Below are 17,596 nucleotides of genomic sequence, written 5' to 3' on the forward strand. Positions count from 1 at the left end.
CCATGAGTAGTAATATTAAAATTGTTTTTGTTTCTGTATTTGTTGTTTTATTGATTGCTTTATCTAATTCAATATTTGTTGTGCAAGAAACAAAGCAAGCGATAGTTATACAACTCGGTAAAGTTGTAAGGGATGTTAGGGAAAGTGGCTTATATTTTAAGTTGCCATTCATAAATAGTGTAGAGTTTCTTGATAAAAGAGTTTTAGATTTAAGTCCTGATAAGATCCCAAGGGAAGTGATAACAGCGGATCAAAAACGTATTATAGTAGATGCGTATGCAAAATATAAAATAACAAATCCTGTTACTTTTTACCAGGCTGTGAGGAATGAATCAGGGCTGGTTAGAAGATTGTATCCAGTTATAGAAGCACACATAAGAGAAAATATAGGCAGATTCTCGTTGATTAGTTTGTTGAATGAAAAAAGATCAGAGGTTATGCAATTGATTCAGCGTGGAGTTTATTCTGAAGCTGAAAAATTTGGCATAGAAATAATAGATGTAAGAATTAAGAGAGCAGATTTACCAGAAGAAAATAGTTCTGCAATATTTCGCCGTATGCAAACTGAAAGGGAAAAAGAAGCAAAAGAAATTAGAGCAGAAGGAGAGCAAGCGGGGCAGGAAGTTAGATCAAAAGCTGATAAATTAAAAAGGGAAATTATCTCCAGTGCAGTAAAAGAATCGTACGAAATAAGGGGCCGTGGTTATGCTGAAGCAACTAGAATTTATAATGAGGCATTTAAGGTTGATGAAGAGTTCTTTAACTTTTATCGCTCTATGAGCGCTTACAGTAAATCATTTGCCGAAAATAATACTAAATTTGTACTTTCACCAAACAATAACTTTTTAGATATTTTAAATAAAGGATGGAAATAATTTATGAAAAGTAAGGCATTTATTTTATCTATATTTGCATATTTTCTAATTGCGTTTTCTTCGTATGCTAATATGTTTGATTGGAATGCAAAAAAGGTCGTTGATGCTAGCACTACTGCATGCAACTGTAATCAAGGACTTGCCGATTTAGTGGAAGAACTCATTCCTGCGGTTGTAAATATTTCAAGCGAACAAATCATCAAACAAGAAAATAACAGCAGAACTAGAGTTCCATCTATGCCAGGAAATAATTTTTTTGATGATTTTAGAGAGTTTTTTGAGCATTTTGATCAGTTTTTTATGGATAGGGGCCCTAGTGTTAACAAAGAGGTGGTGTTGCTTGGCTCTGGGTTTATTATAGATAAAGGTGGAATCATAGTAACAAATTATCACGTTATTAAAAACGCCCAAGATATCACAGTTACTATGAACGATAATACTTATTTCAAAGCAGAAGTTTTAGGCTATGATGCAAGAACTGATCTTGCTGTGCTTAAGATTAATTCTGATAAAGATCTTTCTTCTGTTGCATTTGGTGATTCTGATAAAGCAAGGGTTGGTGATACGGTTATGGCAATAGGTAACCCATTTGGTTTGGGTGGCTCTGTAAGCACAGGAATTATATCTGCAAGGTCCAGGGACATTAGTATTGGCACTATGAATGAATTTATTCAAACTGATGCTGCAATTAATAGGGGTAACTCTGGAGGACCGTTATTTGATTTAAATGGAAAAGTTATAGGTATTAATACTGCTATCTATTCTCCATCTGAGTCTGGCGGCAACGTGGGTATAGGTTTTGCCATACCATCTAATTTAGCTATGTCAATTATTGACACATTAAAAAGTGGCAAAAAAATAAAACATGGTTGGCTTGGTGTGCAAGTTCAGCCTATAACGAAAGAATTTGCTGAGTCCTTGGGTTTAAAAGATATAAAAGGCGCATTGGTTGCAAGTATAGTAAAGGATAGTCCTGCAGAAAAAGGTGGGATTAAAGTAGGTGATATATTATTAGAATTTGACGGTAAAAAAATCGATAGAATGACACAATTACCTCAAATGGTTTCAAGAGCTGGACCTGAGAAAAAAGTGCAAGTTAAGTTACTTAGAAAGAGCAAAGAGGTTAATATTAAAGTTGTGATCGGAGAATCTACAAATGATGGCCAAGATAACAATCAAGAAGAAAATAAATCAACATCTGATTATGTAACCGGTTTAACTGTTTCAAATCTGCCAAAAGAATCAAAAGAAAGTAAAAATAATGTACCTACAAAAGGTGTGATAGTTACCAATGTAGATAGTAACAGTAATGCCACGCTGCGTGGTATTAAAAAAGGGGACATCATTATCCAATTGGATGGAACTGATATAGAAAATACTAACGATTTTCAAAAACAAGTTGATTTAGCAGTAAAGAAAAACGGTAAAGATTCAATAATGTTGCTCATTTACCGCAATGGAAATCAATTTTTCGCTTCAATAAAATTAAAGAAGTAATTTTATTCACTAAATTTACAAAACAGTAGTGTTGTAAGCTCGCTACTGTAACACTTCAATCTTATAAAATAAATAAAAATCTACACTAGATTTCTTGCATAACCATATAAAAAATCAAAGGATGTCATTCCAGTGTCAGCTACTTGCATGACGCCGTCATAAAGGAACCAGTGTCGGCCACTTGGATAACACCATAGGGGTTACTTGGGTGATATAGCTCTTTTTACAATAATCCGAACAGACCGTAATATGCTACTGGCCTGCTATAGCCATAAACACATATCTTATCGCATTCGGACTATTATAAGAAAGGCTATACTATAGGAGGTCTAACATGAACTTTCTAAAATTCATTGAACTGTGCTTTCAAACAGTGGTGCCGGGATGTGAGTATAATGATTATCAGTACATAAAAGTCATAGCAGACAGGCTGGAAGCAGCGAATGCTGGCGAAGTAAGGCGCATAATATTCAATATGCCTCCGCGTTCAATGAAGTCCATATGTATGAGTGTTGCGTGGCCCGCATGGATACTGGGAAATCAGCCAACTGCAAGAATAATAGTTGCAAGTTATTCTAAGTTGCTTAGTGAAAAACATTCGCTCGATACCAGGTGCATAATGCAATCTGATTGGTATAAAGAACTATTTCCAGAGGTAGAACTATCCAAAGACCAGAACACTAAATATAAATTCCAAACAGTGCAGAGAGGATTTAGAATCGCAACATCAGTTGGAGGAACATTAACCGGTGAAGGTGGTGACTTTATTATTGTGGATGATCCGCTTAACCCTGCTCAAGCTTTGAGTGAAACATTTAGAAAACGTGCCACAAACTGGTTCGATCAGACTTTAGTAACGAGACTCAACGATAGAAAAAAAGGAGTAATTGTGCTTGTGATGCATAGGCTCCACCTGGAAGACTTAACTGGGCACCTCTTATCTAAGCCAAAAAACATATGGCATCACATTTGTTTGCCAATGATTTCTGAAAATAAGGAGGTTATTTATTCAATTAATAACCATACTGGTGTCATTCCAACCCCCCCTCCTGTTATCCCAGTGCCCAGACACTTGTATCTGGGATCTCATTCCTTAACTTTATAGTGTAAATTATTTCAAATTGTGTCTAGCTGCAAGTATAATAATTTCCATTTATAGATAAAGTATGTTGCAAATGTTATGCCAAAGAGTATAATAAAATCTATATCAAATACTTTACAAGAAAAAGTGGTGATAGAGGCAAAAGCAAATATTAATAAGGATAATTTAAGAAAAGCGCATGCTAGAGTTTGAAGAAGCAGTAAAAATAAAAAATATTATTGAAAGGTTAAATAGCACATAATATAATATATATATAGTGTAAAAATGTAAATAATTTTATTGACATCTTTACATTAATAGTTCTTAAATATTTAGTACCGTAGAATTAAATTATTAAGTTTTATGAAGGAAGTAAAAATGGTGGAAAGCTTTTCAGGTAACAACAAAGGCAGTAATTTTATTGAGGAGGCAAAAATAATGGAAAATTTTTCAGATAATAACGGAAACGGTAGCTCAATCTTCCAAGGAAAAATCAGGGAGCAAGATTTCTCTGCAGAGCAGAAGTTAAATGAACTAAAAGCAGCCATAGAGGAGCTCACCAGACAAGATTTGCTCAGGAGGCTCGAGTGTGAGCGTCAGGCTTCTAGTTGTATCGATGAAATATCATCTCAAGCAGAACTACATACCGAAGGAGGTGATGAGGATTACTTCGCTGGTGAAAAAGGAAGAGTACTCGGAGATTTCTGGAATTTCTTTGAATCTCTCTTCAACCTTTTTGAAGTAGATGTAGATGATCCGAAAATCTACCAAATGCTCAAGGAGAAGAAAGAAAAAAATTGGCTTCTTTCGATAATTAAGTTTTTGCGTGATAAGCTTAAGGAGTTAATCAAGAAGATTTTTGCACGCGATTTAAGTTTCAATCAGAGGTTGGACAAAGAGATAAAAGAATTGCAGGAGAAATTAGGCAGTGGTGAGTTATCAGAAGAAGAGTTTGCAAGGGCGTTAGAAAGATTAACTGCATTGCAAGATCTGAAACTCAGGTTACAAATGGCCGTTGTCGGATGGATTGTTACAATGTTCGCAGAGATGTTTGGAGTTGAGTTGGCGGCTGCGGTAGAGGCATCTACAGAAAAAGAAGATAAAAAAGCAGAAAAAACATCATTAGAAGCAACTAAAGAAGTTCGTAAAGACGTAGAAATCAAGGTAGACGAAAGAGAAAAACCTAAAGTGCCAGTTTTCCTTTTTGAAGTTTCACCAGGATTTGTAAGACCGGTTGTTCTGAGCAAACCAGAACTTGAAATTGCGTCAGATCCTTTGAAACATCTATTGCGTCTTACTGAGCTTGAAAGAAAATCTCATGAAAATTCACAAAAACCAGAAAAAGTGAATGAAGAGAAAAAAGCGAAGCCGGAGAAAGATAGACGTACAACTGCTCAAGGTGCAATGGGTACGACGGAGCAGGGGAGAAAAGAGGTTTATGGATGCGATAGTAGGTGGGACAGAAGGAAAAACCACGATGAAAATAATAATAAGCAAGCTCCAAACCAACCTACTCAAGGCTCTGTTCCTAACGAAAAAGCTTCGAACCAACCTATCCCAAAATCTATGTCTGACAGAAAGGCTTCAGAGCAATTTGTTAAAAATCCTGTTGCTGATTGTGAATATCATCTTACAGTTGGTTTTTGGAATGGTCCTGAGAATAAAGGTTCTGTGAGTAATGCTCAACCACCAAAAGAATTGAATAATGATGTAAAAGTTGAGAAATGTGCAGAAGGTCAGTCAGTAGGAAAGACACCATAGTGGGGATAGCTAATACTTAGATGACAAAAAAGGGTGTCATTCCAGTACTGGAATCCAGGGGCATATAGATAGATGTCGACAGTTCGTCATTCCGCTACGTGTTAGCGGAATCTATGCTTGAGATACCGCGAATGAATCGCGGTATGACGTAGGGAACTTAGGGTTGCCAATGACTTGTCATTCCAGCGCGTGACGCTGGAATCTTGAAATTTGTGTTTTATGAAAAAGAGTGAATAAATTTTTTTGAAAAAAAATATAAAAAAGTGCTTGCATTTAATTTTATTTTTAGTATATTAGTTACATAATATTTTTACTGGAGGGCAATATGCCAAATGATAATGGTAAGGAAAGTTTTAAGGGAGAAAAAGAGTGGGATCTCCGGAACAAGGGGCCAGGTGGTGGAATAGTGACGCATGTTAAAGGAGCAAGGATTGATGATCATCGTGATGCACTTAAGGACGTGCGAGAGAAGCTACGTCAGTCTAATCAGCCTAGCAGTTCTATTAGTGGATCAAGCTCTAGTGGGGTTGGTAGCAGTAATAAAAGATAGTTGTCGTAATAAAAAAATAGGGAGGGTGTTATGCCTAATACAAGAGAAACAGTAAGCGCATTGGTTAGTGCTTTTAATGTACATAATTATGCTCGTAATACAGTTGAAACTAATTTTACGCTGCAAAGCAGGGGCAAGAAGGACTATATTGTAGTCTCATTTGATAAGAGTATGGGTACGTATCAGTGTAGAAGATATCTGGACAGTATAAAAGGGAAGATAATACGTGAATTCTACGGCATTGAAAAAGGTAATAAAGCAGAAATATTGGATACAGCTAAGCTAATTTTTGATGTTAATTCTTTTCCGTTTGAAAACTATAAAGATGTTGAATCTTTTCCACTTAAGAACTATAAAGGAGATTGGTTCGTAGATAAACAAGGTAGTATTAAGTTTGTAACACCTGTAGATGATGGCGTAATTTTCAATCTAAAGTCTCATTTGGCTTCTTCACTTAAAAAGGATGTTCTAGAAGATATGCAAATTAGCAGCACAACTGTACCATTTAATAAGGGAAAATATTTGTGTTGTTCTAAATTTGATAATGAAGAATTAAGTCAGCAATTTAAGAGTAAGTTTTTATCAAGGATGAGAGAAAGATATGAAAATGTTCCTAAGAAGCCTTTAGAGGTTAAGGTTAAAGACAATAGTGTATATATCAAAGATGTTTTTGATGACGCTCGTTTTATTGATAGTGTAACACGGTATAAGGCATGGCTTACAGGTATGGACCTTGGAGTTGGCAATGATGTTGATCATAGTGTGAAGTCATTTAAAAATATGATAATAAGATCTACTTATTCGGTGACAAAAGTGATGATAGATGGTTTTATACTTGCTCCTCCTTTAAATGAGAGAGTAGTTTCAATTCTTACACCTATTACACAAAATGGTAAGGGGATTAAATTGTTAACAAAAGAAGAGGTACGTGCTATAAATCGTGCATTTAATAATGCTGTACTTGATGATATTAGTGGTAGAACTCAAGCAAAATTATCAACGAATGGAAGCAGTGAGGTATATGGCATAGACTTTTCCAATCCATACATTTCTCACTGTGTGATAACCAAAATAATAAAAAACTCTGTAATCAACAAAGACCATGAATTGTCCATTGACCCTGAGCTTCGTTTTCGAGCATTGTCGCGATCACCATCGACTGAACTGTTAGATATGAAATTGGAGTCTCCCACGCGGAGTCCCGATGGAGCATTAAAGGATTCTCCTAGGCAATGGTCAGGAACGGAAACAGAAAAAGAAGAGCTGCTGTATAATCCAGTAAATTTAGCTGGAACGAGTAAAGCATCGACGCAGATGAGTTATCCTACAGCATGGAATGATTCAATAAATCTTGGGGTTTCTGAAGATTCTCTAAAAGATACGGAGAACATTTGTAATGAGGAACCTGAAAAACAGCAAGTTACTGATAAAAGTGATCGAAAAAGTAGTGATGAGTATTCTGAAGCAAAGTCACAAGATAGTAAATCTCCGAAGAAACATGGGGGTGGTTTGTTCTGTAAAGAAGGGCCGCTAGCAAAGTCCTCACCTCTTAAGCGACGTAGCGTAGAGCGTGATACGATGTGTTCAAGTAAAAGTGATCTTGTGTATCATGTAACTGAAAAATCATCTGTGTCTAAGCCATTTTTTTCATTCCCAACTAGAATAAAAGCAAAAAGTAATCCATCCTCAAAAGTGATTTCTCCTGTAAGTTCTCTAGATGGTGATCCAGGCCCGTCACAAGGTACTATTTCGGGGAAAGGGGAGGTACTACCTGTAGAGTATAGATCTGATAACTCTAGTTCTAAAACAGCAGTTGATAGAGATAGTGCTTTTTGTTCTACGGGTTCTCCTGCTGCGCAACATAAGGGAAGTGTCTCTTCAGAGCTTAAACATCCGCAACAGGTAAAGCATACGTCAGAAGCTTTGGGGAAAGAAATTTAGGTTTTTAGATATCCACCCAAGTGTTTTATTAGGGTTGGAGCCAAAATCCCTGACCCTGAAAGCACTGGTGTTAGTTTTTCTTGTCCATTGCAGATATTGCGCGGTACTAAATATTTAAAAAGTATTAATATAAAGATATCAATAAAATTATTTACATTTTTATACTATGCCCATAGCATCATATATTACTTAACCTTGCAATAATTTTTTTATTCTTGCTGCTTCTTCGAACTCTAAATTTTCAGCATGCTCTATCATTTGCTTTCTCAAATCATCCTTATTAGTATTTACTTTCGGTTCTGCTATTGCCCTCTCCTGTAAGGTGTTTGATATAGGTTTTATTATAGTCTTCGGGATAATATTGTGCAATATATTATGTTCTTCTTGTTTTTTTCTTCTTCTTTCGGTCTCTTTTAACGCACGATCCAGAGAACCAGTGATTTTATCTGCATACAAAATTACTCTACCTTCAGCATTACGCGCAGCACGACCAATCGTTTGAATTAATGAAGTTTCCGATCGCAAAAATCCTTCTTTATCAGCATCCAAAATTGCAACCAACCCACACTCTGGAATATCAAGACCTTCCCTCAGCAAGTTAACACCTACTAAAACATCGATTTCTTTAGATCTCAATTTGTATATAATTTCTATTCTCTCCAGCGCAGCAATATCAGAATGCAAATAACTCACTCTCATATTCAATTCACTCATATATTCAGCTAAATTTTCAGCCATTTTTTTCGTCAATGTAGTGATTAAAACACAAAATCCCTTCCCTATTGTCACTTGTGCCTCATGAATTACATCATCAATTTGACTCTCTATTGGTTTTACAATGCAGATTGGGTCTGTAAGCCCTGTTGGACGAATAACTTGCTCTATAAATACGTTATTGGTTTGTGCTAACTCATACTTTCCGGGAGTAGCTGAAATGTAAATAGTCTGCGGCCTAACTCCCTCCCACTCTTCAAATTTTAATGGACGATTATCAAAAGCGGAAGGGAGCCTGAAGCCATAGTCGATCAATTTCTTTTTACGCGCCTCATTACCACTGTACATCGCACCAACCTGAGGAACGGTGACATGACTCTCATCAACAAATAAAATTACGTCTTTGGGTAAATATTCAAACAAAGTAGGCGGTGGATCCCCAGCTTCCATTCCATAGAGATAACGCGAATAATTTTCAATACCTTTACATATTCCTGTTGTTCTCATCATTTCGATATCAAAATTAGTGCGTTGCTCGAGGCGCTTTGCTTCAACAATCTTGTTTTGCGAGTAGTAATAATCCAAGCGTTCATGCAGCTCTTTTTTGACTAGTTCAATTGCCTGCAACAAAGCCTCACGTGGGGTTATGTAATAGCTATTTGGAAAAATGGTGATTTTATTTACGCCTTTGGTAACATTGCCCGTTATAGCATCAACTTCAGAAATTTCTTCTATTTCATCGCCAAATAACGATAAACGCCAAGCTTTATTTTCATAATGGGAAGGAAATATATCAACAATATCGCCGCGCACTCTGAAATATCCTCTCTCAAACCTGGCATCAGAGCGCTTGTATTGAAGATCAGTTAAGTTGCTCAGGAAATCATTAATACGAATTTTATTTCCAACACTAAGCGGTATGATCATGCTGCGGTAGCTCTCAGGCGAACCAAGACCGTATATGCAGGAAACACTGGCAACTACGATCGTATCCCTGCGCTCCAAAAGGGAGCAGACGGTGGAATAACGCAGCATCTCAATTCTTTCGTTAATTGCAGAATCTTTTTCGATATAAGTATCAGTTTGTGGTAAATAGGCTTCAGGTTGATAATAATCATAATAAGAAATGAAGTATTCAACAGCATTATGGGGAAACAATCCTTTCATTTCCTCATAAAGCTGTGCTGCTAAAGTTTTATTGTGTGCCATAATTAATGCAGGCCTGTTTGTCCTTGCAATAACATTTGCCATAGTAAAAGTTTTCCCAGAACCAGTAACTCCAAGCAAAACCTGATCTCTTTTATTGCTATTTAGCCCTGCAATTAAGCTATCGATTGCCTGTGGTTGATCCCCAGCCGGCTGAAAATGTGTAGCGATTTGAAATTCCATAGACTTTACTTACTATCTTTGATTCATTGTATAGTAAACACTATATTGCTTTTAAGATAAGTTGTATAGCTATCGTAAAGCCATAAAACATTAACCAACAATGTCATGCAAGTAGCTGACACTGGAATCTTGTTTCAATGTTAAACAAAATACCATAGAATTCAAGAAGACAATTCCTAAAAAATCCCTACATCCAAAAAAAGGCAAAATGCTGCTTGAATAAGCTAAATTTTTTTAGATGCAAAAACAATAAAACATAGTTGATACTAAAGTTATAGTACTCCTATGACAACGTTACAAAAATTAAGGAAATGGATAGCTCTGATCAATTGGAATAGTATAGCTCTTTCCACAGAAGTCCGGATATGATAAGATTAAGGATAGATGGCGATAAGGAGGTTGGATGCCGGCAGCATATAGTTATGATTTAAGAAAAAAAGCAATGGAAGCACTAGACGAAGGGGAAAGCAGAGAAGCAGTGGCAGCAAGATTTAAAATTGGACGAACTACTTTGTGGGAGTGGCAGCAAAGAAAAAAAGAAACAGGCGACTTTCAGTCAAAAAAACTCGGTAATGGAGGTTACAATCAGAAAATTATCGACTGGAATAAGTTTATCGAATTTGCTAAAAAACACGGTAGAAAAACTCTGTCGGAAATGGCTAAACTTTGGGGCAACGTTAGTATCCAAACGATCCACCGAGCTCTCAGAAAAATTGGATTTACGCGCAAAAAAAGACATATGGATACAAGGAAAGGAACGAAGAAAAACGTGCTGAATTCTTAAAAATTATAGCAACAAAAGAACCAGAAAACTTAGTGTATATAGATGAGTCTGGGATTGATAACACGGAGGACTATCCATATGGGTATTGCCAGAAAGGACAGCGATTTTATGCCCTAAAATCTGGAAAAAAAACTCAACGAATCAGCATGGTTGCAGCCTTAAGTAGAAGAAAGATAGTTGCTCCATTAACATTTGAAGGCCACTGTAATATGGATATTTTTAATGGATGGTTTGAGCAATTTTTGGCACCGATCTTAGAACCTGGACAAACTGTCATTCTTGATAATGCTACTTTTCATAAGTCTGATAAGCTTATCAAGCTCGCTAAAGGAGTCGGTGCAGAAATTTTGTATCTGCCGCCTTATTCTCCAGATTTTAACAAAATTGAGCATCATTGGTTTGCTATAAAAAACAGAGCCAGGAAAAACATTCCTCTATTCGAATCCTTTCGTCGTGCTGTTGATTCTGCCTTCCTATGACCTATTCGGACTATTATGAGAAATGCTATACTATGTACTAAAATATCGGCGTTTTTTTATTCTAAAACGCTTGATTAAGAGCGATTTAGCTGCTTTTAACTTGCAACTAACCTACACCGCAAGTGTTTAAGAAATTTACTAAGCAGGAAAAAAGGCAAAGAAACCCCGTAGTAGCTAGCATTCAAATTCTCCCTTGTCAATTTGACGTTTTTTGCTGTCTTAAACGCTTTGTAAGCGCGTCTCGGCTTATATAGGTAAAAACCCAGAAATTTTTAAAGACATGCGATGCACGTAGTGCGAAAAATTAAACATGAGACGCCAAATACCCTAAGTTTTTTGTCATTAACCTGCACATATTGCGAAGATAAATAAATAGCTTCAGTTTCATGATAAGGGGGTTGGCGGAGTTTGTCAAGTAAGTTTTTTCGTTTCTGTGACCAGTTGGACTTAAAGTCTACACAAAAAACGTTTACAACCAACGTTCAACATGGTAAATTAAAAACGGTTTATTCCTCGGTAGCTCAGTGGTAGAGCAGTTGGCTGTTAACCAATTGGTCGCTGGTTCGAATCCGGCCCGGGGAGCGTTTCTCTGTGAAATTCTAGTGTTGATTTTATATGAACATTAAATCAGTGGTTTTATGTATACTAGATGGCTGGGGAAATGGAATAGAGAATAATAAATACAACGCTATCAGCAACGCAAATCCACCCTGTTGGCAATATATTAGCTCTAATTATCCAAAATGCAGTTTATCCGCCTGTGGAGCTGATGTGGGGTTACCTGGTGGTCAAATAGGTAATTCAGAAGTTGGCCATATGAATATTGGCAGTGGTAGAGTAGTAATGCAAAGCCTTCAGCGCATTAATCAAGAGATTGGAACAATAGAAAACAATGTAAATCTACAAAGTTTTATTAATGATCTAAAAAGTAAGAACGGAGTATGCCATATAATGGGATTGGTGTCCGATGGTGGTGTTCATTCGCATCAAAAGCATATTTCAACTTTAGCAAATAAAATATCACAGCATGGAATAAAAGTGGTGATACATGCATTTTTAGATGGCAGAGACACATTGCCAAATTCAGGAAAAAAATGCATTCAAGAATTTACAAAGAGTATAAAGGGAAATGACACAAGAATTGCTACTGTTTCTGGGCGTTACTATGCTATGGACCGTGACAACAGGTGGAAGAGAACAATCGAAGCTTATGAGGCTATCGCATTTGCAAAGGCACCTTGTCATGATAATGCAGTATCGTTGATTGATGAAAATTATCAAAATAACATAACTGATGAGTTTATTAGGCCCGCAGTAATAGGTGACTATCAAGGTATAAAACCAGAAGATGGAGTGCTGTTGGCTAACTTTCGTGCTGATCGAATGATACAATTAGCAAGTATTTTGCTTGGCAAAACAGATTACGCTAAGGTAGCAAAATTCTCTTCAATTTTAAGTATGATGAAGTACAAAGAAGATCTCAAAATTTCTTATATTTTTCCTCCTACTTCTTTCGCTGATACTCTAGGACAAACAATAGAAGACAATAAATTACGACAATTACGTATCGCCGAAACCGAGAAATACGCTCATGTGACTTTCTTTTTCAATTGTGGAAAAGAAGAACCTTTCTCTGGTGAAGAAAGAATACTCATTCCCTCACCAAAAGTTCAAACTTACGATTTGCAGCCCGAAATGTCAGCATTCGAGCTCACAGAAAAGCTTGTAGAAAAAATTCACTCCCAAGAATTCGCACTGATAGTTGTAAATTACGCTAATCCTGATATGGTAGGGCATACAGGTAATATAAAAGCAGCCGAGAAAGCTGTGCTAGCTGTAGATGATTGTCTTGCAAAAGTGCTGAGTGCTGTTAAGAAGTCAAGCAACACCGCGTTAATTGTCACTGCAGACCATGGTAATGTGGAATGTATGTTCGATGAAGAAAATAATACACCTCATACAGCACACACTCTAAATAAAGTGCCATTTATTGTGTCTTGCGATAATCTAAAACTAAGAGACGGAAGGTTATCTGACATTGCCCCTACTATTTTACAGCTACTTGGAATTAAAAAACCAAACGAAATGACAGGCAGTTCGTTGATTTCTTGCATTACCCTCTGTCATTCCAGCTAGGCAGCGTTATGCACCGGAATGACATCAAATAGATGTGTTTTAACTTAATCCAACTTTTAAATTTTTCGCTGTTAGTACTAATGATTCATTAAAGAAGCTGTCAATATCACCAATACTATCTATATTTTTTGTACTGATAGATTGGTCAATTCTTTTGACCAAATTAGATAAAACTTTATTAGGGCCAATTTCAACAAATTTGTTAATGCCACGGCTTGACATATACAAAACCATTTCTCTCCATTTCACTCTGCTTACAACTTGCTTGGCGAGTAAAGTTTTTATAACTTTGGGATCACTCTCCTCTTTAGCTGTAACATTTGATATCAAAGGAACTATAGGACGGGTTATTTTAATACCCTTCAAAAACTCCAAAACTTTTTCATCAGCAGGTTTCATAAGAGATGAATGAAAAGGCCCACTAACCTGTAATTTAATTAGTTTCCTCACACTCGAGTTTTTGAATAAATCGGGTAACATTTCAAGAGCTTCTCTAGTGCCACTTATAACCACTTGTCCGCCACCGTTATCGTTTGCAATTTCACAAATTCCGTCAATTTGAACTGATTTCAATATATCTTCCACTTCATTTATCTCTGCTCCAAGCAACGCAACCATTCCGCCTTTACATTTCAGTGAAGCTTCATGCATTGCTTCGCTGCGAACTTTCAGCAGCTCGATTGCAGACTCAAGCGTTAACGCTCCTGCAGCACACAGCGCTGTATATTCGCCAACTGAATGCCCACAAACATATTTAACATTGTGATCAGTGAAAAGAGATTTGCCAAACACATGCTCCATAACACGTAGCATTGCAATTGATACTGCCATTATAGCTGGCTGAGCGTTTTCTGTAATGGTTAATTCTTCAATAGGACCGTTGAAGATTAAATGAGACAGCTTTCCATCCAATATGCTATCTACTTCATTAAATACTTGTCTTGCAACAGAAAACTCACTATATAAGCTCTTTCCCATTCCTACAAACTGAGAGCCCTGACCGGGGAAAGCAAAAATCATGATAGTTATTATTTATTCCTTATTAAATATACTACTTTATTTATTTTTTGTCAATATTTTAGAATAATGATTGACTTAGTGAATTAAGTTCACTAGAATATTAGCTGACTAAAAGTTTATAAACAACAATGAATTATCATAAAATTATTATAGTTATGACAGACGGTCAAGAGTTTGAAACTCGTTCCACTTATGGAAAGGAGGGAGATAGGGTAAAACTTGATAGAGATCCTCTTACTCACCCTGCATGGACTGGAAGTTTGACAAGCGGGTTAGCAAGTAAAACTAGCAAATTAGCTAAGTTTAACGATAAATATGGAAGCATTTTCTAATTCTCCTCCTCTTTAAGTTTTAGAGAGTTTACTGAAGCATGCATAAATACAAAAATATAGGCTATGTTGCTTCTCCATCACCAAAATCGCAGGAAGTATCTAAACTATTAAAGAAACTTAATTTTATCAATATAACAGAAGAAAATAAGTCCGAAATCGATCTATTGATAGTTGTTGGCGGTGATGGCTTTATGCTACGCACTTTGCACAATTACGTCATAGAAAATAAAAACATGCATGTGTATGGGATAAACACTGGCAATGTTGGGTTTTTGATGAATAAATGCTTTAGCTGCAGTGAAGATTTAATTGATCATATAGAGCATGCAACTTCAACTCAGTTAACTTTGCTAAAAATGGAAGCAACAGACACAAGTGGCAAGAGATATCATTACATAGCAGTAAACGAAGTATACGTTTTTAGAAAAGCGAACCAAATAGTAGAGATGAATATTACTATTAATGATAAGCTAAAAGTAGAAAAATTTAGAGGGGACGGAGTAATATTATCTACCCCCACAGGCAGCACTGCATACAACTTCTCTGCCGGTGGCCCAATCTTGCCGCTAAATTCAAATTTACTTGCACTCACTTCTATCAATAGCTATTACCCAAGGCATTGGAATGGAGCGTTAATATCAAACGATACAATCGTACAAATTGACATTAACGACACAAAAAACCGTCCAGCACTTGTAGTATCAGATTACAAAGAATTTCATGATATATCACAGATAAAAATACAAAAAGACCATGAGAACACAATCACTTTGCTTTTTGACAAAGATTACCCTCTGAATGAAAGAATCTTTGATAGACAATTTCTATACTAATAATTATCCGTAAATTGGTATTTACTATATCTTAATAACTATAGCGTAATCAATGCAGCATAGTAATTAATTTTGGAGTGAATATGCCTGGACCAGTAAATGAAGAACAAACAGTAACATTAATTTCTTCCACATCAATAAGTGAAGATGGCGAGATAACACCAGGAATTTTACCAATACCAGCACTTAGGACAAGTACTCCGAAAAAAAATGATGAAAATACAGCTTTAGAAGCTTTGTTAGAGGAAGAATTTAAAGAGAAAAAAAACAGCAATGCTAATTCAAGAGATCCGTTAACTCTTGAGACTCAAGTATCACCTCCTTCCCTAGAAGAAACAAAAGGTGAAGAAACTCATGTTGACGTGCCACAAAATTCAACTCTAAGCAGATCACCTTCTCAAGAGACAGTATTTAGTCCACCTTGGAATAGTGAAATATTAGAAGATTTACAAAGAACTAACAGCTCAAGTATACCTCCAACTGGCTCACTACCATCATACACAAGCGCAGCAGATGGCTCTAAAAAGTCTTTGCTTACAAATAGTAAATTTAACATAAATGACGATGCAATTTTAAAAAATAAAAAAACAAACAGATTCTTGCCAAGAGCAAAGTATGCCATGCAGCAGAAGGGTTTTATAATTTTTGGTGCAAGTGCTATTATACTCAGTATATCTGCAGCTTTATTATATTTACAAGATAAAGCAAAATTTATTGCATTTTTTACAAACAGCCCAAAATATATCACTATACCAGTTATCGCACTTGCTGCATTGCTTACAATTGGTCCAATATTTTTTGCAACAAGGCAATTTATAGATACTGAAGAACATTCCATTCAAAAAAAAGATGCGGATAAAATTTTAGCTGAGGTGTTGGAGCACCAGCCAAAAGATAAAGCTATAAAATCTGTAAGACTGGAATATAGCAATGGCACTCATTCAAATTTTGTACTTAATGCTTGGGAAGCTAAACAAGGCTTCACTAACATTGACGAAAAAGTAATTACTAGAACTAATAAAATAAAATCAGTAATTAACGACAGACCAATATTTACTGCATTATTTACTGGTGTAGTTGCTGCAAATATAGCGTTTCCTCTAGGGCTACTTGCAACACATGGTGTTAATGGTGTACAAAAATTTTACCAAAACCCTTTGACTAATAACATAGGATTATCATTACTTATAGGTTCTGGTATACTTGCATTACTCATTGTGGGTTTTGGCATACATTATTATAGAAAAACAAATTGCACTAATCTTATATATTCGCAGGAAAAGATTGACCCTGAAAGCGTTAACAAGAAATTCATTGAAGAAATAAAACACGAAAGAACAAATGTTCTTGGGGAAAACCACGGTAAAGACGCTAAACGCAGCAGCTTAACGCTTGAGCAAGTTGTGGTTCAATCTCATAATTGTAAGGATGTTGTTTATAGTGTCGGTTAATAAAATGCATGATATAGCTAGTGCAGCCCTACGTCATACCGCCGCAGACCGTCATACCGCGATTCATTCGCGGTATCTCTAGATCCCGCTAACACGTAGCGGGATGACGATTGTCAGGGTAGCACCTCCCTCCCCTGTCATCCAAGTAGCTGACTGACCTTACCCAGAAAAAGTGGAGAGAAAGTTTGGAATGTTTTTCATAAAGAGAATGATGAATCAAAATGCTCAGGAATGCAATAGTTAATAGTGACGTTGTTTGTTATAAAAAATTTCTATATATTCAAATATAGCAGTTTTGATATGCTGTTTAGAGTGCCGAGAGGTGTCTATTGGTAACTCCCTTTTTAGAGAACTGAAGAAGCTTTCCACAACAGAATTGTCGTAACAACAACCTTTATGACTCATCTATGTTTTTTATGGATAAGAGATATTGATAACCTTGCGAAGTATATTGTGAACCTTGATCACTATGTATAGCCTTTCTTATAATAGTCCGAATGCGATAAGATATGTGTTTATGGCTATAGCAGGCCAGTAGCATATTACGGTCTGTTCGGATTATTGTAAAAAGAGCTATAATAGTAGATTTTTGGCAGGTTTACGCTTGTTAACGGCCATTAATAAAGAGTCCATAACCAATTGTTTATTTATTGAACTGCTCATTAACTACCATGCGTGAATATAGATCGATTATTGTTGCCAAATATAGCCATCAACTATGTTTTTTAAAATTTTTTGAATTTAGTCTCATTT

The 17,596-nt window shown here is 36.1% G+C and carries 14 protein-coding genes, 1 tRNA gene and 1 pseudogene; 12 read left to right on the forward strand and 4 right to left on the reverse strand.

What is annotated here, in order from left to right; all coding sequences use genetic code 11:
• Positions 1 to 2: 2 nt before the first annotated feature.
• The 6 genes and pseudogenes from hflC (at position 3) to AAGD90_RS06095 (ending at position 7,705) form a co-directional block, all read left to right on the forward strand.
• Positions 3 to 875, forward strand: a complete 873-nt coding sequence (hflC, locus tag AAGD90_RS06070; protein ID WP_155969359.1) for a protease modulator HflC — start codon at positions 3 to 5, stop codon at positions 873 to 875.
• Between the two features lie 3 nt (positions 876 to 878).
• Positions 879 to 2,372, forward strand: coding sequence for a DegQ family serine endoprotease (locus tag AAGD90_RS06075; RefSeq protein ID WP_341821826.1), 1,494 nt, complete (start codon positions 879 to 881; stop codon positions 2,370 to 2,372).
• Between the two features lie 334 nt (positions 2,373 to 2,706).
• Positions 2,707 to 3,435 (forward strand): annotated as a pseudogene (locus tag AAGD90_RS06080) (hypothetical protein); the annotation flags it as partial.
• A gap of 396 nt (positions 3,436 to 3,831) precedes the next feature.
• Entirely contained in the window at positions 3,832 to 5,214 is a 1,383-nt protein-coding gene (locus tag AAGD90_RS06085; protein WP_341822195.1) for a hypothetical protein, read from the forward strand.
• Between the two features lie 325 nt (positions 5,215 to 5,539).
• A complete protein-coding gene (locus AAGD90_RS06090) occupies positions 5,540 to 5,764 on the forward strand; it encodes a hypothetical protein (RefSeq protein ID WP_341821827.1) in 225 nt (74 codons plus the stop codon).
• A 30-nt stretch (positions 5,765 to 5,794) separates the two neighbouring features.
• Positions 5,795 to 7,705: a hypothetical protein gene (locus tag AAGD90_RS06095; protein WP_341821829.1), complete on the forward strand. Its 1,911-nt coding sequence runs from the start codon at positions 5,795 to 5,797 to the stop codon at positions 7,703 to 7,705.
• A gap of 189 nt (positions 7,706 to 7,894) precedes the next feature.
• Here the strand turns inward: AAGD90_RS06095 and uvrB are convergent, their stop codons facing one another.
• The gene (gene uvrB / locus AAGD90_RS06100) at positions 7,895 to 9,808 is read right to left on the reverse strand and encodes an excinuclease ABC subunit UvrB (RefSeq protein ID WP_341821830.1); all 1,914 of its coding nucleotides are present in this window, start codon (positions 9,806 to 9,808) and stop codon (positions 7,895 to 7,897) included.
• Positions 9,809 to 10,211: 403 nt separating this feature from the next.
• Between uvrB and AAGD90_RS06105 the strand changes: the two genes are divergently transcribed.
• The 3 genes from AAGD90_RS06105 to gpmI all read left to right on the forward strand — a co-directional run bounded on the left by AAGD90_RS06105 (position 10,212) and on the right by gpmI (position 13,207).
• Positions 10,212 to 11,071 (forward strand): IS630 family transposase gene (locus AAGD90_RS06105; RefSeq protein ID WP_156518142.1). Its coding sequence is split into 2 segments (ribosomal slippage): positions 10,212 to 10,536 and positions 10,536 to 11,071, totalling 861 coding nucleotides; the frame shifts between segments, so codons are not numbered across the junction.
• A gap of 510 nt (positions 11,072 to 11,581) precedes the next feature.
• Positions 11,582 to 11,653: transfer RNA gene (locus tag AAGD90_RS06110), tRNA-Asn, on the forward strand.
• Between the two features lie 33 nt (positions 11,654 to 11,686).
• On the forward strand, positions 11,687 to 13,207 hold the full coding sequence (gpmI, locus tag AAGD90_RS06115; RefSeq protein ID WP_341821831.1) for a 2,3-bisphosphoglycerate-independent phosphoglycerate mutase: 1,521 nt from the start codon (positions 11,687 to 11,689) through the stop codon (positions 13,205 to 13,207).
• A gap of 39 nt (positions 13,208 to 13,246) precedes the next feature.
• On the opposite strand, the gene fabD is transcribed toward gpmI, so the two are convergent.
• A complete protein-coding gene (gene fabD, locus AAGD90_RS06120) occupies positions 13,247 to 14,227 on the reverse strand; it encodes an ACP S-malonyltransferase (RefSeq protein ID WP_264373760.1) in 981 nt (326 codons plus the stop codon).
• A 128-nt stretch (positions 14,228 to 14,355) separates the two neighbouring features.
• Between fabD and rpmE the strand changes: the two genes are divergently transcribed.
• The 3 genes from rpmE to AAGD90_RS06135 all read left to right on the forward strand — a co-directional run bounded on the left by rpmE (position 14,356) and on the right by AAGD90_RS06135 (position 16,843).
• The gene (gene rpmE, locus AAGD90_RS06125) at positions 14,356 to 14,559 is read left to right on the forward strand and encodes a 50S ribosomal protein L31 (protein WP_007548602.1); all 204 of its coding nucleotides are present in this window, start codon (positions 14,356 to 14,358) and stop codon (positions 14,557 to 14,559) included.
• Between the two features lie 38 nt (positions 14,560 to 14,597).
• Positions 14,598 to 15,392, forward strand: a complete 795-nt coding sequence (locus AAGD90_RS06130; protein WP_006280584.1) for an NAD kinase — start codon at positions 14,598 to 14,600, stop codon at positions 15,390 to 15,392.
• 83 nt (positions 15,393 to 15,475) lie between these two features.
• Positions 15,476 to 16,843: a hypothetical protein gene (locus AAGD90_RS06135; protein ID WP_341821833.1), complete on the forward strand. Its 1,368-nt coding sequence runs from the start codon at positions 15,476 to 15,478 to the stop codon at positions 16,841 to 16,843.
• A 240-nt stretch (positions 16,844 to 17,083) separates the two neighbouring features.
• Here the strand turns inward: AAGD90_RS06135 and AAGD90_RS07260 are convergent, their stop codons facing one another.
• Complete coding sequence (locus AAGD90_RS07260; protein ID WP_081600772.1) at positions 17,084 to 17,248, reverse strand: IS3 family transposase; 165 nt, start codon at positions 17,246 to 17,248, stop codon at positions 17,084 to 17,086.
• Entirely contained in the window at positions 17,238 to 17,384 is a 147-nt protein-coding gene (locus AAGD90_RS06140) for a hypothetical protein (protein ID WP_341821834.1), read from the reverse strand. Before AAGD90_RS06140 ends, AAGD90_RS07260 begins: the two co-directional genes overlap by 11 nt.
• Positions 17,385 to 17,596 lie beyond the last annotated feature (212 nt).

Origin of the sequence: Wolbachia endosymbiont (group A) of Ischnus inquisitorius (genome assembly GCF_964026985.1) — a bacterium.
Lineage (GTDB): Bacteria > Pseudomonadota > Alphaproteobacteria > Rickettsiales > Anaplasmataceae > Wolbachia > Wolbachia pipientis.